This is a genomic window from Ruegeria sp. H8, from assembly GCF_056532905.1.
Genome location: NZ_JBQFNY010000001.1, coordinates 993,314 through 1,010,292 on the forward strand (window position 1 = coordinate 993,314; position 16,979 = coordinate 1,010,292).

Consider the following 16,979-nt stretch of genomic DNA (forward strand, 5'->3'; position numbering starts at 1 on the left):
GGGTATTGGCAAACAAGGTTCGGTCAGCATCGCACGCCACCGATTTCACCTTTCGACATGAACCGGGCCAACCTCGGAAAATCCGCAAAAGGACCTTGCTCAACCCTTTCTCGGCGCGATGAGAGGAATGCCATAGATAACAAGAAATCAAACTTTCGGCTTTTGACGCCCCACCCCGCTTGCTGTAACCCGGATCAAAGGGTGCCGGTTCCGGCAGCTTTCAGGAATGGGCATAGATGCAGGCAAGTTCTCGAAAATTCAACATCGCGGTTGTCGGGCAAAACAACCGCCTGCAATATGAGGCCCTGTTGTTCGCGGCCTCGCTTCGCCATTGCTCGCCCGGGTTCAAAGGCCGGCTGTTTGTCGCCACACCCAACCCAGGCCCGCGCTGGACCCACAACCCCGGCATCCAGGACGAAGACGTTCTGAAAGCCCTGAAACAGCTAGATGCCGAAATCCTGCCCTTCGACTCGCATATTTTTGGCGAAAGCTACCAATATGGCAACAAGATCGAGGCTTTGTTGGCCCTGCCACAAGGTGAACCCTTTGTGTTCTTTGATACGGACACGCTGATCACCGGCGACATCACAAGCGTACCGTTCAATTTCGACCGCCCTGGAGCCTCACTGAAGGTCGAGGGCACATGGCCAAAGCCGACGCTGTACGGCCCCGGCTTTGACGGTATCTGGCGGGCGCTTTATGCACGCTTCGGGTTGGATTTCGAAAGCTCGGTGGATCCGGACCAACCCGATGGTTACTGGCGGCGATACCTTTACTTCAACGCAGGTTACTTCTTTTACAAATGCCCCAGGATGTTCGGTGAACGTTACCTGGACTACGCAAGAACGATCCGGGATGAAAACATTCCCGAACTGACGGGCCAGAACCTTGACCCATGGCTGGATCAGGCAGCCCTGCCGCTGGTCATACATTCTTTCGGCGGTGGGCGAGATGCTTTGCCGGACGGGCTTCTGGATGGGTCCGTCAGCTGCCACTATCGCCTGCTCCCTTTGCTTTATGCCCGCGAAAGCGATCACGTGATCGATGTGCTGGAAACCGTCGTGGCCCCCAACAAGGTCAAAAAAGTGCTCAAACAGTATGATCCGTTGAAAAAGCTGGTTCTTCAGGGCAAAGGCGAAAAAATCCGTGCGCTCTTTGATCAGGACAATCTGCCTCGGCGGGAACAGGCACTGCGCAACGCGATCAAAAGCAAAGGACTCTGGCTGCGCTGACAGGATCGTTGTGCGCAGGCGGGCAATGGCCTACAGATTCCGCAAGACAGATACCAACAGGAGATATTCACGATGTCTGACGGCCCGACCTACGGTTTCGACACATTGCAAATTCATGCGGGTGCCCGCCCCGACCCGGCGACCGGAGCACGCCAGACACCGATTTATCAGACGACCGCCTATGTGTTCCGGGATGCGGACCACGCAGCGGCCCTGTTCAACCTGCAAGAGGTGGGCTTTATCTATTCCCGCCTGACCAACCCGACCGTCGCCGTTCTGCAGGAACGCGTGGCGACGCTTGAAGGCGGCGTCGGGGCGGTGTGCTGCTCGTCCGGGCATGCGGCGCAGATCATGGCGCTGTTCCCGCTGATGGGGCCCGGCTGCAACGTGGTCGCCTCGACCCGTTTGTATGGCGGCACGGTCACGCAGTTCAGCCAGACGATCAAACGCTTTGGCTGGTCCGCCAAATTCGTGGATACCGATGATCTGGACGCCGTAAAGGATGCCATCGACGAAAACACCCGCGCCGTGTTCTGCGAATCCATCGCCAATCCGGGCGGTTATGTGTCTGATATCCGTGCGTTGGCGGACGTTGCTGATGCAGCGGGCATCCCGCTGATTGTCGACAACACCTCGGCCACGCCCTACCTGTGCCGTCCGATCGAGCACGGCGCGACGCTGGTTGTGCATTCTACCACCAAGTACCTGACCGGCAACGGCACCGTCACAGGCGGGTGCATCGTGGATTCTGGCAAGTTCGACTGGTCCGCGAATGACAAATTCCCGTCACTGAGCGAACCCGAGCCTGCCTATCACGGCCTGAAGTTCCACGAGACCTTTGGCCCGCTGGCCTTCACCTTCCACGGCATTGCCATCGGTCTGCGTGATCTGGGCATGACCATGAACCCGCAGGCAGCCCATTACACGCTGATGGGGATCGAAACACTGTCGCTGCGGATGGAGCGTCACGTCGAAAACGCCCAGAAAATCGCAGCGTGGCTGGAAGCGGATGACCGCGTGGAATACGTCACCTATGCGGGATTGCCGTCATCACCGTACAAGGACCGAGTCAAATCGCAGTATCCACGTGGCGCGGGTGCATTGTTCACCTTTGCGGTGAAGGGCGGCTATGACGCCTGTATCAAACTGGTCAACGCGCTGGAAATCTTCAGCCACGTGGCCAATTTGGGCGATGCCCGCTCGTTGATCATCCACTCGGCCTCGACCACCCACCGACAACTGGCGCCGGAACAACAGGAAGCCGCGGGTGCGGGCCCCGGTGTCGTGCGGGTGTCTATCGGCATCGAAGACGTGAACGACCTGATCGCGGACCTTGATCAGGCCCTCGCCAAGGCCAGCGCCTGACAATGGCCGGGCACGACACAAACGACCTTGGCCAGCCCATCGGTTTGCCGGTGTCGGGTGACTTTCCGCGCCCGACGCCGCCTTATACACCGATGGAAGGCCGGTACTGTTCTGTCGTGCCACTGGATGTGAATCGCCATGCGCCCGGACTTTTTCGGGCGTTTGCAAATGACAGGGATGGCCGTAACTGGACTTACCTGCCCTATGGCCCGTTTGACAGCGAACCGGAATTTGAAGACTGGGCCCGCGCCAACTGCATGGATGCGGACCCGATGTTTCATACCGTATTGGATGCGGACGAAGTGCCGGTGGGCATGGCCTCTTATCTTCGGATCGAACCCGCAGCGGGTGCCATCGAAGTCGGCCACATCCATTTCTCGCCGCTGCTGCAACGCAAGCCGCAATCGACCGAGGTCATGTACCTCATGATGAAGCGGGTTTTCGACGAGCTTGGCTATCGCCGGTACGAGTGGAAATGCGACGCACTGAATGCACCGTCACGCAATGCCGCTGAACGGCTGGGATTTACTTTCGAAGGGGTGTTTCGGCAGGCGACTCACTACAAAGGCCGCAACAGGGACACGGCATGGTACGCGATCATCGACACTGAATGGCCGCGCATTCGCGATGCATTCGAAGCCTGGCTGTCGCCCGACAATTTTGACAGCGCGGGCCAGCAGCGCAAGCCGCTGATGGCCCGTGCAAAGGATTGACCCTATTCTGAAATCTCGAATTCCATCGAGACGCTGACAGAAACCGAAACCTCGCCGCCCGCGACGGGAACACCACCCGCATCCGCCATGCTCAGCGCGCGCATTTCTGCCATCGGACGGATACCTGCCGATTGTTCCGAGATCGACTGAACCGGGCCGAGCGTCACGCCCGCGGCCTGTGCCAACTGCTGTGCCTTGGCAGTGGCTTCGCCGACGGCCTTGGCGCGCGCCTGCGCCTCGATCGGTTTGGGATCCTGCACGCCAAAGCTCAGGCCCCCGAAATCATTGGCGCCGTCCTGAATGACCGCGTCCATGACCTTCCCCAGTTGGGTCAGGTCGCGCACACGCACAAACACGCGGTTGGACGCTGTAAAGCCGGTGATTTCAGGCTTCTCGCCATTCTGTCCATGACGACCCGACCAGACGGGCGACAATGACAGGTCCCGTGTCTGGACGTCACGATCTTCGATACCCATCTCGGTCAGGCGCGCAAGAACTTTGGAAACGGCATCCGACGTCGCCTGCATCGCAGCCGAGGCTTCGGCGTTTTCGTGGGTCACGCCCAAGGTTATCGTCGCCATATCAGGCGCAATCTGCACTGTTCCGCTTGCATCAACGTTGATGCGACGTTCTTCCGCATGAGCGGCCCCGGCAGCCGTAGCCGCCATCATCGCGGCCAGAAAAGCGAATGTCTTCAAGGTTATCACTCCAATTTGTTTTGTACTAAGATGGGTTGGCAGGGCTTGGCCATACAAGAGGAGATACCGCCTTTTTCTTTCCCTCGGCGGGTTCCTGCTTTAATGTCGGCCTGCAAACGCAAAGTCGTTTGCATTGACGTTGATAATTATGGTTCCTCCGGAATATGAAACCCGCCTTTGCGCTGTCTTTTTCTGCGACCGGAATAACACTGCACCACCGTTCCGATGACGACTGGTTTGTCATCGGTACGATTCCGCTGGATGTTCCGGACTTGTCCGGGCAGATGCAGGCGTTGCGGGAAAAAGCATTTGCGCTGGAAAATGATCTGAGCTGCAAGCTCGTGCTGCCAGAAGATCAGGTTCGGTTTCTACAGGTTTCGACTGATGGGTTGCCGCCGGAAGGCCGGACGGAACGTATCGAAAGTGCTCTGACCGAGGCCACGCCTTATACCTTGTCGGAACTGAGTTATGACAGCCAGACCGAAGGCGACACGACCTGTGTTGCTGCCGTGGCGGTTGAAACGCTGGCCGAAGCGCGGACCTTTGCCTCGGAACATGGTTTTGTGGTGGTGGCGTTCACTGCCGAAGACCGCGAGGGCGCGTTCCCGCGCGAGGCGTTGTTCCGCGAAACCTCGGACGCTTCCGATCTGTCACACCCGGAAAACCAGCCATCTCCGGTGGAAACGGACGCAGGTGAACAGGCTGATGATTCCGGCCTGCCCACCCATCCGATTGCCGGCACCGCCGCACCCGAGGCTTTCCGAGCACCCCGGGAAACAGCGAACAGCCTTGATGCATCTTCAGGGGTAAACCGATCTGCCATTGCTGTCTTTGCCGCTGTGTTTCTCGTTGGTGGACTAGTTGGTATTTGGCTGGCATCGGGGTCCGGCCCTGAACAGGATCAGGCGGAACAGAGCCCGGCGCAGGTTGCGGTTCCCGCCACTGAACCGGCCGCAGAGCCCCTGCCTGAACCAGAGCTGGACACGGCTGCGCTGGAAGCCCCGCAACAAACCGTTCCGGACCTTGCGACCGATGACGCCGAAGAGCCTGCGAACGCAGCCTCAGAAACCGAGACCGGAGCGCAGCCGGATCTGACCGCCACAGATGCAGCAATTCTGGAGGCCCTCAAAGTTGCCCCTACCGCGGTGGAATCCGTCGCTCAGGACCCCGAGACACAAAAAGGTGTCGAGGCCGTTACGGGCATAAGCACGACATCGCCAGCGGCACCGGAAATACCCGAAACTGTTGAACCGCAGGAATTGTATCTGGCATCACTCGACAACGCCGATCTGTTCGAGGATGCGGTTGCCCTACCGCCCGACCCCAGTTTTGACACCGACGCTCCTTTTGAACCCGACGTATCCCCCAACATTGCGGGCACTCGGTTTGATCTGGATGAGAACGGCCTGGTCGTGCCAACACCGGAAGGCACCGTGAATCCGGAAGGGATCGTTGTTTATCTGGGGCGCCCATCCAAGGTTCCGCCTGAAACTCCGGTTCGTTTCGAAGAAGAACCGGTGGTCGACGAGGTCGACGACAGATTGGCGGGCATTCGACCCAAGCCACGCCCTGCTGATCTGGTCGAGAATTTCGAGCGCGGTCAACTGGGTGGCCGGTCATTGGAGGAATTGGCATCCAAGCGGCCGAAAGCGCGCCCGGAAAGCCTTCAGACCAAGCCACAGGTCGATGATGCACCAACGGCCTTGGCTGTCGTAAGAGTACCGCGCCCCAAATCCCGCCCTGCCGGATTGGCCCCTGCCAAATCACCTGTTTCAAACAGTTCGAACCTTGGGTCCACAGCAGCATTAGATCAGAAATCCGATGAAGCAGGATCGTTCCAACCAAAAACCGTCGCGCCCAAAATTCCTTCGACCGCGTCGGTTGCGCGACAAGCCACGATCGACAACGCAATCAACCTACGCAGATTGAACCTGATCGGGGTCTACGGAACGCCAGCCAACAGACGCGCATTGGTGCGGCTTCCCAGCGGGCGTTACAAAAAGCTGAAAATCGGAGACCGCCTTGATGGCGGGAAAGTCATCGCGATCAGCGACAGTGAGCTTCGATATCAGAAAAAGGGCCGCAACGTGACCCTGGCGATGCCGCGCAGCTGAAAACCGGCAATCGATCTTCTGACGCACCAACCGTCACATAAAAGCGCCGAAGGCAGATGAACTGCCCCCGGCGTGTCAGTGCGTTGCAATCAGGCTGCGGAAATCTCGCCGCTTTCGATCTGTTCGCGTTCGATGGATTCGAATAGCGCCTGGAAATTTCCCTCGCCGAAACCGTCGTCGCCCTTGCGCTGAATGAACTCGAAGAAGATCGGTCCGATGACGGTTTTCGAGAAAATCTGTAGCAGAATCCGGGTCTCACCACCGTCGACAACGCCTTCACCATCGATCAGGATGCCGTGTTTCATCATCCGGTCCAACGGCTCCTCGTGGCCGGCCACACGGGTCTTGGACATCTCGTAATATGCCTTGTTCGGGCCCGGCATGAATTTCAGGCCGTTTTCCGCAATTGCATCGGTCGAGGCGTAAATGTCGTCACTGCCGACGGCGATATGCTGAATGCCTTCACCTTTGTATTTCTTCAGGTAAGACACGATCTGACCCGTTTCACCACGATCTTCGTTGATCGGAATACGGATGCGGCCACAAGGAGATGTCAGCGCCCGGCTGAAAAGCCCGGTGAACTTGCCCTGAATGTCAAAGAAGCGGATTTCGCGAAAGTTGAACAGGTCGCCGTAGAACTTGAACCACTTGTCCATGTTGCCCTTGTAGACGTTGTGCGTCAGGTGATCGAGATAGAAGAAACCCACACCCCGTGGTTTGGATTCTTTGATCCACTCGAATTCCTGATTGTAGGGCGATGTGTCGTAATATTGATCGATAAAATAGATCAATGATCCGCCGATGCCCTTGATCGCAGGCACATTCATGGTTTTGTCAGCGCCGTCGTAAGGTTCTGCACCTTTCGACACCGCATGGTCATAGGCCTTTTGCGCGTCAACAACGCGCCACCCCATGGATGGCGCGCAAGGGCCGTGTTCATCCACGAACCTCGCGGCAAAGCCGTCGGGATCCGCGTTCAGGATATAGGTGACATCCCCTTGCTGCCACAGCTCGACGGCGGGTTTTTCCTTGTGGCGGGCCACCAGGTCAAACCCCATCTTCGCGAACAGATCACGCAGCTCCTGCGGTTCAGGATGGGCAAACTCGACGAATTCAAACCCATCGGTACCGGCAGGGTTTTCTTCGCTGATAACAGATTTCGGGGCGTTGTGTGGGAAAGGACCCATGGCGCGTCTCCTTCGAAAACAGGAATTTCTTTGCTGATTCAAAAATATGACTTTTATGACGCTGTTTCTGCGCATTGTTTTCGTGTAAACTGCCGATAGGCGCGCAAAACGCGCATAAAAGTTAATAAAGGCAGGATTTTTCCGCACATGCTGGACGCGACCGACAAGCGATTGCTTTCCGCCCTGCAAAAGGACGCACACCTGACCGCGCACCAACTGGGCGAAATGCTGAACCTGTCGCCCAGTCAGGCAGGACGCCGCCGCCAGCGGCTTGAGGCCGAAGGGTACATCACCGGGTATGCCGCCCGGCTGGACCCGCTGAAACTGGGTCTGCAAGTGCAAGGCTTTGTTCAGGTCCATCTGGGGACTCATGGCCCTGAACAATCTGCAAGCTTCGCCCGCATGGTCGACACCCGCCCCGAAATTACCAGCGCATGGACGATGACCGGAGAGGCAGATTACCTGCTGCACATCTATTGTGACGATCTTTCCGCGCTCAACAGCTTGCTACATTCGGTCATCCTGCCGCATCCTGCCGTTGCAAGGGTCCATAGCCAGATCGTAATGGACCAACTGAAACGCGACGCCCCCCTGCCCACCTGAACGGGCCCGAGAGGACACCTATGGACGTATTCCTATATCAGGCTTCGATCTATCTGGCAGCGGCAGTCATCGCCGTTCCCCTGTCTGCACGGCTGGGGCTGGGGTCGGTTCTGGGGTATCTGGCCGCCGGGATCATCATTGGTCCTGTTCTTGGGCTTGTCGGCGCGGAAACGGAAAACCTTCAGCACGTTGCCGAATTCGGTGTGGTGATGATGCTGTTCCTGATCGGTCTGGAACTGGAACCGCGCGCCCTGTGGGATATGCGTGACAAGTTGCTGGGATTGGGCGGGTTGCAGGTTGCGTTGTCGACGGCTGCGATCGCTGCCGTGGCAATGTACGCCAACCACCCCTGGTCGGTCGCCCTGGCCGTAGGGCTGACCTTGTCGCTGTCATCCACGGCAATCGTTCTTCAGACTCTTTCGGAAAAGGGCCTGATGCGAACAAATGGCGGTCGAGCTACGTTTTCGGTGCTGCTGACGCAGGACATAGCGGTCATTCCGATCTTGGCCTTGCTTCCACTTCTGGCCTTGCCGGCCATGCCACATATCGAATCGGATGGTTCGATTGACCGCGGGGCCGGAGAACTTCACGGCGCGGACCATCACAGCCTTTCTCTGGTCGAAGGTCTGCCGGGTTGGGCCGTCACGCTGGTTACGATCGGGGCAGTGGTGTTTGTCATTCTGGCCGGTGTCTACCTGACCCGCCCGCTGTTTCGCTTCATCCACGCGACCCGCCTGCGCGAGATGTATACCGCCCTGGCGCTTATGATCGTGGTCGGGATTTCCTTCCTGATGACCCTCGTCGGACTGTCCCCTGCCCTGGGCGCCTTCCTGGCGGGCGTGGTTCTGGCCAGTTCCGAGTTCAGACATGAAATGGAAAGCGACCTTGAGCCATTCAAAGGGCTTTTGCTTGGGCTTTTCTTCATCACGGTCGGTGCCGGTATTGATGTTGCCTATTTCTTTGATGATCCCCTTGACCTGATCGGTCTGGCGCTTCTTTTGATCCTTGCAAAAGGGATCATCCTGTATCTTGTAGGCAAGGCCTTCAAGTTGCGTGGGCGCGATCACTGGCTGTTCACCTTGGGGCTGGCGCAAGCGGGTGAGTTTGGTTTTGTTCTGCTGGCATTTTCCACGCAACAGAATGTCATCCCCCCCGACCTGTCCCAAAAAATGCTGATGATCATCGCTTTGACGATGCTGATCACACCGCTTCTGTTTATCATCTACGATCTTCTGTCGCGAAAGATCGGCGACACTTCCAAAGAACCTGTGCCGGACGAAATTGACGAAAAAGGCCCCGTCATCATCGCCGGGATTGGTCGGTTCGGGCAGATTGTAAACCGGCTGGTGCGGGCCAGCGGGTTCAAGACGGTTGTGCTGGACCATGATATCGAAACTATTCAGTTGATGCGCCGTTTCGGCGTCAAAGGGTTTCTGGGCGATCCTACACGCCCTGAATTGCTGCGTGCTGCGGGGTTGGAAAAAGCGTCGGTCCTTGTCGCCGCCATGGATGACCACAAGCAAGTCACGCGGCTTGTCGGGTATGCCAGACGGCAGCGCCCTGACCTGCACATCATCGCCCGCGCCCGCGACCGGACCCATGTGTACGAGCTCTATCAGGCTGGCGCCAATGACATCGTGCGGGAACTTTTCGACAGCTCATTGCGCGCGGGCCGCTATGTTCTGGAGAATGTCGGGCTGAGTGAGTACGAGGCCGCACAGGCGGAACAGACCTTTTATCACCATGACCGGATGTCTGTTCGCGATCTCGCCGAACTATGGGTCCCGGGTCTGCCAACTGCCGAAAACAAGAAATACATCGAGCGTGCACAGCAGCTGGAAAAGGATCTGGAAACCGCGCTGCTGGAACTGGCCGAAAAACACGCCAAGAAATCCGCCTGACCCAAGCCTGTGCCCGGGTCAGGCAATGAATCAACCGTCAGACACTCCTGCCTCGGCAAAGGTTGCCATACCGGAATGGCAGGCCACGGCGCTTTTGAGAATATTGATCGCCAGTGCCCCGCCCGAGCCTTCGCCCAGCCGAAGACCAAGGCTTAGCAGCGGTTCCTTGCCCAGCTTCGCCAATACGGCACCGTGTGCGGCCTCGGCGCTTTGGTGGCCGGCCACGGCGTGATCCAGCGCGGTATCCGACAGCCTCCACAAGCAGGCAGCGGCAGCGGTACAGATGAAACCATCCAGGATCACAGGAATGCGCAATATCCGCGCGGCGGCAATCGCCCCTGCCATCGCCGCAATCTCACGACCTCCGAGGCAGCGCAGGATTTCAAGGCCATCCTCTGACCTGTGCAACGCTACACCTTCGGCCACAACGCGGGTCTTGTTGGTCAGCCCCGCATCATCGACGCCCGTCCCGCGACCTGTCCAATCGGCCGCGTCACCGCCGAACAGCGCGCAGGCAATGGCGGCTGCCGGGGTGGTGTTGCCAATGCCCATTTCGCCCACGACCAGCAGATCAGCCTGCGGGTCCACGGCCTGCCAGCCGGTGCGCAGCGCGTCCAGCAATTCGGCCTCCGTCATGGCCGGTGCCTGGGTGAAATCCGCGGTCGGGTTGTCCAGATCCAGCGCGTGAACATCCATCGTTGCACCCGCCGACCGGGCCAGCTGGTTGATCGCCGCACCTCCATGTTCGAAGTTCATCACCATCTGCACGGTCACTTCCGACGGAAAAGCCGAGACCCCCTGTGCGGTGACGCCGTGGTTTCCGGCAAAGACGATGACCTGTGGCGCCGCGATCTGCGGCCGGGCATCTCCTCGCCATCCTGCGTACCAGATTGCCAAATCTTCAAGTCGCCCCAGCGCGCCCGGGGGTTTCGTCAGTTGTCCGTTTCGCTCTGCGGCGCCCTGCGCCGCGGCGGCATCCGGCCCCGGAGCCGCTGCAAGCGCAGCACGGAACGCGTTCAAATCATTCAGTTCAGGCAACATGAAAGCCTCATTGCATCAGAGTGGTCCTGTGTGTTTAACCGAAGCATCGAATCCAACAAGACCCCGAAAGGCACGGGCGTGCATAAAAACGACACCAATCCCTTTTCCCTGTGGGATATTCCGCTGGCTCTGGTGCTGTTGACCCGCCTGCCCCTGCCCCGATTGCCGGAACCTGTATTCAAACGGCAGGCACAGGCGGCATGGGCCTTCCCCATCGCCGGGCTGGCCGTCGGAGCGATTGCCTGTCTGGTCGGATGGGTGGCAATGGTCTTTCATCTGCCCCCTTTTGTTGCCGCGACCCTGTTGGTTGCAATGTTGATCATGACGACGGGCGCGATGCACGAGGACGGTCTTGCCGATACGTTCGACGGGCTCTGGGGCGGATTCACCCCTGAACGTCGACTTGAAATCATGAAAGACAGCCAGATCGGAACTTATGGTGTTCTCGCTTTGGTTTTTTCTCAGCTTGCTCGGGTTTCGGCAGTTGCCACGATTTTGGCAACCGGGTCGATTTGGGCGATTCTGGCAGCCTGCATGTTCTCACGCGCCGTGATGCCGGTTTTGATGGCATCCCTGCCAAACGCAAGAAAATCGGGGCTGAGCCATTCGGTGGGAACCCCCGGCGCGATTTCGGTCAGCATGTCCTTGGGCCTGGCCGTTCCAATCGCCGTTTTCCTGTGCGGAGGTGCGGCGATCACCGCCATCTTCTCTGCCGCCTTGGTTGCTGCCATCTTGGCGCTGACAGCGCGCAAGAAGATCGGCGGCCAGACCGGGGACATACTTGGGGCATCGCAACAACTGGCCGAGATCGCGTTTCTGCTTGCCATCAGCGCGCAGATCTAGGACACGCCGCCTGTTTCGATCCGCAGTGTTCCACCGCAATGCTTGCAATGCACGGCATCGGGATCATGCCGATACAACCCGCAGCTTGGGCATTTGTGACGTACCTTCTGCGGCATGAATATCGCCTGCGCCAAACGGACAAACAACGCGACACCCACGACCATGATGAACACCGAGAACAGCTTGCCCCAAGGGGTGCTCAGCGTGATGTCGCCGAAGCCGGTTGTGGTCAGGGTGGCCATGGTGAAATACAGCGCGTCTATGTAAGGCGTCTGGGCGTCTTCCGGAATGAAGAACACCAAAACCGCCGTAGAGGTGGCAAAGACAAATACCATCAGATTGATTGCCGCAATCACCGCGTCTTCATGGGTGCGAAAAAAGCTGCTGTCGCGTCGCAAGTCCCTGAGCAGATGGTATGAGTGGATCAGGCGCAAGGCCCGCAGAATCCTCAGGAAAGCCAGGTTGCCCGTCAGGAACGGATCCAGAACCAGCGAGACGATGACGACAATATCCGCCAGCGTATAAATCTGGCGCAGCAGCTTCCAACGATCCTTTGAAATCCAAAGCCGCGCAGAGAAGTCCAAGAAAATCAAAAAACCGATCAACTGGCTTGCAAGGACCAAGCCGGGACCATGAGGGACGTGAGCCGTTGCGACAAAGAAAATGATTGTCGCAACATCGAACAGGATCAGAGCGTACCGAAACCAGACCGAAATCGGGTCATGTCCGATATACAGATATCTAACTGTCTGCTTCATGTCCGCCCTGTAGCTTGCTGCATATACAGTGAAATTAGCGGTACTTGCGGAATTCACCAAGCCACGAAAAAGGCCGCCCCGATGGTGGAGCGGCCTGTTGTCATATCGAACTCGCTGTCAGGCAGCGCGAGAGGTCAGAACTTCGTCCACCTGTTTGGCAGCGGATACTTCGCCGGCGCCGGAAACCGCCGCGACCTCGCGGGTCAGGCGTTCCAGGGCAGCTTCGTACAACTGACGCTCGGAATAGCTCTGCTCGCGCTGATCGTCCGTGCGATGCAGATCGCGGACCACTTCCGCAATCGAGATCAGATCGCCCGAGTTGATTTTCTGCTCGTATTCCTGAGCACGGCGCGACCACATGGCGCGTTTGACCTTTGCCTTTCCTTTGAGCGTCTTCATCGCCTGACTGATCACGTCGGGCGAGCTGAGCGACCGCAGACCGGATTCGGTGACCTTGTTGGTCGGCACGCGCAGAGTCATCTTGTCTTTCTCAAATGAGATGACGAACAGCTCCAGAGAGAATCCCGCGACTTCCTGTTCTTCGATCGAGATGATCTGGCCTACGCCGTGGGCGGGGTAGACAACATAGTCGTTCGGGCGGAACTCGAGCTTTTTCGACTTTGTCATTCAGTTTTTTCCTTGCTTGCGGACGGGACGCAGACAACAAAAGCACCACATGCGGGGACTTTTTCAGCCCCGACAGGCGGCGATATTGTCACAAATTCAAATCTCCAAAGCGAGCATACTTGTGGAGCGCATCCCAATCTCGGTCATCATACAAGAACCAAGTATATCACAAAAATACGACACCCGAAAGTTTACCCCACGGTAAATTTTCATATTCAACCTGTTTTCAACAGGTTGTGCCGCGCTCTTTGCGCTTCAAACAGGGGTTTGAGCGCGAATCGTTCAACCACCCTCGCCCGGTGCTTCCGAGAAATACTTCTCCATCTTGCCTTCTTCACCGTCGCGTTCTTCCGCATCGGGAAGCGGATCTTTCTTGGTGACGATCACGGGCCACATTTCCGAGTACTTGCGATTGAATTCGACCCATTGATCCATGCCCGGTTCAGTATCGGGGCGGATCGCGTCGGCTGGGCATTCCGGTTCGCAAACACCGCAGTCGATGCATTCGTCGGGATGGATGACCAACGTGTTCTCACCTTCATAGAAACAGTCCACCGGACATACTTCGACACAGTCGGTATATTTGCAGGCGATACAGTTTTCGGTGACAACATAGGTCATGATCGGATTCCCGTTTGCGGTTTGAGCGTTTAGCTAATTCAGTCTGGCCTACTCTTCAAGATATGATCAGCGATCTTCGGTGCGAGAAAGATCAAGTGAACGGCGAACTTTCTTTGTCGGGCGACCTTTTCCCTCAAACCCCGGATTTTTGGGTGGAACGTCCTGTTTTTCGGTCATATCCAAATACAGCGTTTGCGCTTCGGGGGCCGGACCACGGCGATCCCCGATTTTTTCGATACGCACGACGCGGACGATACGGCCCTGAGGAAAGGTCAGAACGTCGCCCGGGGCCACGGCCTGCGCCGGTTTTTGCACCCGGTTTCCGTTCAACCTGACATGACCGCCGCTGACCTGTTTGGCGGCCAGGCTGCGGGTCTTGAAGAACCGCGCCTGCCACAACCATTTGTCAATCCGCAGCTTGGCCTCGGCCATTTCGGATCAGTTGCCGTCCTTCAAACCCATCAGCGCGGCTGCAAACGGGTTGTCGGGATCAATCGCCTTTTCCTTTTTCGGCGGCCGCGACGAGAAGGTCTTGGCGCCCTGAGGCTTGCCGCCCTTCTTGCCATGCGGTTTGCCACGGCCATCCTGCGGTTTGCCGCGCGGTTTGCCCTTGCCCTGCCCCTGCTCGCGGCGCGGGCCTCGGTTGGGCTGTCGCTGACGGGCCCAGGTGAAGGTGTAGAACACTTCAATCTCGGGTTCGTCTGACACTGGTTCTGCGGCAAGGCTGCCCGCGCCAGCCTCGGCTGCCGCCTCGGTGCCGTCGGTGGCCTCGGCTGCCGCCTCGGCGGGTGCGGCGACCTCTTCTGCCGCGACTTCACTTGCCGAGGCTTCTTCGGCGGTCGGTTTGTCCGCCTCAGCTGCCGCCGGCTGTTCGACCGGTGCAGGTTTGACTTTCGGCCGCTCGCCGCGTTCCGCCTTGTATCCCAGCCCCTGCATAAGGTCTGCGAACTGATCCAGCGTCATACCGGTGATCGACAGCATATCGGGTTTGGCTTCGAATCCGCCGCGGCTGTCTTCTGCGCGCAGCATGTCCGCCAAACGTTCCAACATGTCGATACGGATCGAACGCTCGCCTGCATCGCGGTAGCCACACATGGTGTCATAGCCCTGCGGTGCATCCTTGGCGACCGGCACGGTCACCAGGCCCGGAGGCGGCGCTTCGGGGAATTCCTGCAACCCGCTGGACAGCGCCCAGAGCACGAGACGCAGACGTGTGGGGGCCGGTTTCAGCAGCAGCGGCATGAAAATGGTGAACTGGCCGAACCGGATACCATGCTTGCGCAAGGCGCCGCGGGCGTCCTGATCAAGATCCTTGACCTCTTGTGCGACCTGGGCGCGGGGCAGGATACCCAACGCTTCGACCATGCGGAAAGCAAATCCTTTGGCAAGGCCGCTGAGTTCCTCATCGCGGGACAGGTTCAGCAGCGGCTCGAACAGAGCGGCCACCTTGCGGTCAATGAAGTGCTGCAAACGGCGCTGCACTTTCTGCTCGACATCCGGCCCCGCAGCTTCGTCAACGAACACTTCGACCATGGGTTTGAGAGGTTCCGCCCCGGCAACCAGCTTGCCAACGGCGTATTCACCCCACATCAGGCCACCCTGATCAGTGAAATCAATTTCAGTATCGGGCGCGTTGTAGAAGCGATCGGCGCGCAGATGGAATTGCGGCGCGAGTGCTTGCAGAGACGCCGATTTCAGAGCTTTCGCCTCGGTTCCCTGCGCGCTTTTGTCCGGGATGAACCGGAACCCTTCCAGACGACCGACGAATTCGCCTTCGACGGTCACTTCACCCTTGTCATTTACTTCGGCCAAAAGGGCCTCCTTCTGTTTGAGCCGGCGCAACAAAACGGATGTGCGCCGATCCACAAATCTTTGCGTGAGACGCTCGTGCAGAGCGTCGGACAGTCTGTCTTCTACAGTGCGGGTTTCGTCACGCCAATGTGATTCGTCACGAACCCACCCTTTCCGCTGCGCAACATATGTCCACGTGCGAATATATGCCAATCTTTTAGATAAAGCGTCGATATCGCCGTGGGTCTGATCGATCCGTCTGATCTGCCGTGCCATGAACTCGTCGGGAATGGATCCCCGTTCATGCAGATGGCCATAGATCACCTCCAGCAAGCTGGCGTGTTCCGCGTGGCTGATACCGCGAAAATCAGGGATTCTGCACACATCCCACAACAACCGGATGGACGGGCCGTCGCTTGCACGGGCGACAACCTCGGTCACTTGCGACAGCGATTTCAACGCGTTCAGGTCATCAGCAGGGCGGGCCTTGATCAGGTGTTCATCATCCGGGCTGACCTCAAGCGAGTCGATCAGCGCATCAATCGAGCCGAACCGAAGGGCGGCATTCCGCCAGTTCAGCTTTTTCATCGGCGTAAACCGGCTTTCCATGATCGCCTGCGCCACGCCCTCGTCCAGCGGCGGGGCCTCTCCGGTTACGCCGAAGGTGCCATCCGACATCCCGCGACCTGCCCGGCCTGCGATCTGCGCCAGCTCATTCGGCGCAAGCGGACGCATCCTGCGCCCATCGAATTTGGACAGGGATGAAAACGCAACGTGGTTCACATCCAGGTTCAACCCCATCCCGATAGCGTCCGTGGCAACCAGGTAATCAACCTCGCCGTTTTGATACAGGTCCACCTGTGCATTCCGGGTCCGCGGGCTGAGCGCCCCCATGACCACCGCGGCACCACCTTTCTGGCGGCGCAGCAATTCGGCGATGGCATAGACGTTTTCAACCGAGAACCCCACGATGGCGCTGCGCGCAGGCATCCGGCTGATCTTTCTGGAGCCCGAGTAAACCAGCTGTGACATCCGCTCTCGCCGCACGAACTGCGCCTCGGGGACCAGCGCCGAAATCGGGCCACGCATTGTGTCCGAGCCCAGGAACAATGTCTCGTTCGTGCCGCGAGACCTGAGCAGACGGTCGGTGAAGACGTGACCCCGTTCCGGATCGGCACAGAGCTGGATCTCATCGATGGCAACAAAATCAGCGCCCATGCCTTCCGGCATCGCCTCAACCGTGCACACCCAATACTGGGCGCGGGGCGGTACGATCCGTTCTTCACCCGTGACCAGCGCCACCACCGACGGCCCACGGATCGCAACGATCTTGTCATAGACCTCGCGCGCCAGCAGGCGCAGCGGCAGACCGATCACGCCGGTCCGATGACCCAGCATGCGTTCAATAGCGTAATGGGTTTTACCAGTGTTGGTCGGGCCAAGTACGGCCACGATTCGGGATGACCCGCTCACATTCGCCCCCTG

At 58.4% G+C, this 16,979-nt stretch carries 15 protein-coding genes; 7 read left to right on the top strand and 8 right to left on the bottom strand.

Annotation, left to right across the window (positions count from 1 at the left end; all coding sequences use genetic code 11):
• Positions 1-236: 236 nt before the first annotated feature.
• The 3 genes from ACR0A2_RS04900 to ACR0A2_RS04910 all read left to right on the top strand — a co-directional run bounded on the left by ACR0A2_RS04900 (position 237) and on the right by ACR0A2_RS04910 (position 3,310).
• Positions 237-1,232, top strand: a complete 996-nt coding sequence (locus ACR0A2_RS04900) for a hypothetical protein (RefSeq protein ID WP_480834220.1) — start codon at positions 237-239, stop codon at positions 1,230-1,232.
• 72 nt (positions 1,233-1,304) lie between these two features.
• Complete coding sequence (locus ACR0A2_RS04905; protein WP_480834222.1) at positions 1,305-2,597, top strand: O-acetylhomoserine aminocarboxypropyltransferase/cysteine synthase family protein; 1,293 nt, start codon at positions 1,305-1,307, stop codon at positions 2,595-2,597.
• 2 nt (positions 2,598-2,599) lie between these two features.
• Positions 2,600-3,310: a GNAT family N-acetyltransferase gene (locus tag ACR0A2_RS04910; RefSeq protein ID WP_480618680.1), complete on the top strand. Its 711-nt coding sequence runs from the start codon at positions 2,600-2,602 to the stop codon at positions 3,308-3,310.
• A 2-nt stretch (positions 3,311-3,312) separates the two neighbouring features.
• Here ACR0A2_RS04910 and ACR0A2_RS04915 read toward each other — a convergent pair whose 3' ends face one another.
• Positions 3,313-4,008 (bottom strand): SIMPL domain-containing protein, encoded by a 696-nt coding sequence (locus tag ACR0A2_RS04915; protein ID WP_480618681.1) that lies wholly within the window; start codon positions 4,006-4,008, stop codon positions 3,313-3,315.
• Between the two features lie 164 nt (positions 4,009-4,172).
• Here ACR0A2_RS04915 and ACR0A2_RS04920 point away from each other — a divergent pair, with 164 nt between their 5' ends.
• Entirely contained in the window at positions 4,173-6,122 is a 1,950-nt protein-coding gene (locus tag ACR0A2_RS04920; RefSeq protein ID WP_480834223.1) for a hypothetical protein, read from the top strand.
• A gap of 89 nt (positions 6,123-6,211) precedes the next feature.
• Here the strand turns inward: ACR0A2_RS04920 and hppD are convergent, their stop codons facing one another.
• Complete coding sequence (gene hppD / locus ACR0A2_RS04925) at positions 6,212-7,309, bottom strand: 4-hydroxyphenylpyruvate dioxygenase (protein WP_480834224.1); 1,098 nt, start codon at positions 7,307-7,309, stop codon at positions 6,212-6,214.
• A gap of 147 nt (positions 7,310-7,456) precedes the next feature.
• Between hppD and ACR0A2_RS04930 the strand changes: the two genes are divergently transcribed.
• Entirely contained in the window at positions 7,457-7,912 is a 456-nt protein-coding gene (locus ACR0A2_RS04930) for an Lrp/AsnC family transcriptional regulator (protein WP_152457686.1), read from the top strand.
• Between the two features lie 20 nt (positions 7,913-7,932).
• Complete coding sequence (locus ACR0A2_RS04935) at positions 7,933-9,813, top strand: monovalent cation:proton antiporter-2 (CPA2) family protein (protein WP_480834225.1); 1,881 nt, start codon at positions 7,933-7,935, stop codon at positions 9,811-9,813.
• 30 nt (positions 9,814-9,843) lie between these two features.
• Here ACR0A2_RS04935 and cobT read toward each other — a convergent pair whose 3' ends face one another.
• Entirely contained in the window at positions 9,844-10,854 is a 1,011-nt protein-coding gene (gene cobT / locus ACR0A2_RS04940) for a nicotinate-nucleotide--dimethylbenzimidazole phosphoribosyltransferase (RefSeq protein WP_480834227.1), read from the bottom strand.
• 30 nt (positions 10,855-10,884) lie between these two features.
• Between cobT and cobS the strand changes: the two genes are divergently transcribed.
• Entirely contained in the window at positions 10,885-11,697 is an 813-nt protein-coding gene (cobS, locus tag ACR0A2_RS04945; RefSeq protein ID WP_480834228.1) for an adenosylcobinamide-GDP ribazoletransferase, read from the top strand.
• Here the strand turns inward: cobS and ACR0A2_RS04950 are convergent.
• From ACR0A2_RS04950 to ACR0A2_RS04970, 5 genes are all read right to left on the bottom strand, one after another.
• A complete protein-coding gene (locus ACR0A2_RS04950; RefSeq protein WP_152457682.1) occupies positions 11,694-12,455 on the bottom strand; it encodes an ion channel in 762 nt (253 codons plus the stop codon). The two genes, cobS and ACR0A2_RS04950, sit on opposite strands and share 4 nt — an antisense overlap.
• 117 nt (positions 12,456-12,572) lie before the next feature.
• Positions 12,573-13,082 carry a CarD family transcriptional regulator gene (locus ACR0A2_RS04955; protein ID WP_152457681.1) on the bottom strand — a complete coding sequence of 170 codons (510 nt, stop codon included), beginning with the start codon at positions 13,080-13,082 and terminating at the stop codon, positions 12,573-12,575.
• A gap of 282 nt (positions 13,083-13,364) precedes the next feature.
• Positions 13,365-13,703: a ferredoxin FdxA gene (gene fdxA / locus ACR0A2_RS04960; protein WP_152457680.1), complete on the bottom strand. Its 339-nt coding sequence runs from the start codon at positions 13,701-13,703 to the stop codon at positions 13,365-13,367.
• 66 nt (positions 13,704-13,769) lie between these two features.
• Entirely contained in the window at positions 13,770-14,135 is a 366-nt protein-coding gene (locus ACR0A2_RS04965; RefSeq protein ID WP_480834229.1) for an RNA-binding S4 domain-containing protein, read from the bottom strand.
• A gap of 6 nt (positions 14,136-14,141) precedes the next feature.
• The gene (locus ACR0A2_RS04970) at positions 14,142-16,967 is read right to left on the bottom strand and encodes a helicase-related protein (protein ID WP_480834230.1); all 2,826 of its coding nucleotides are present in this window, start codon (positions 16,965-16,967) and stop codon (positions 14,142-14,144) included.
• Between the last annotated feature and the right edge of the window lie 12 nt (positions 16,968-16,979).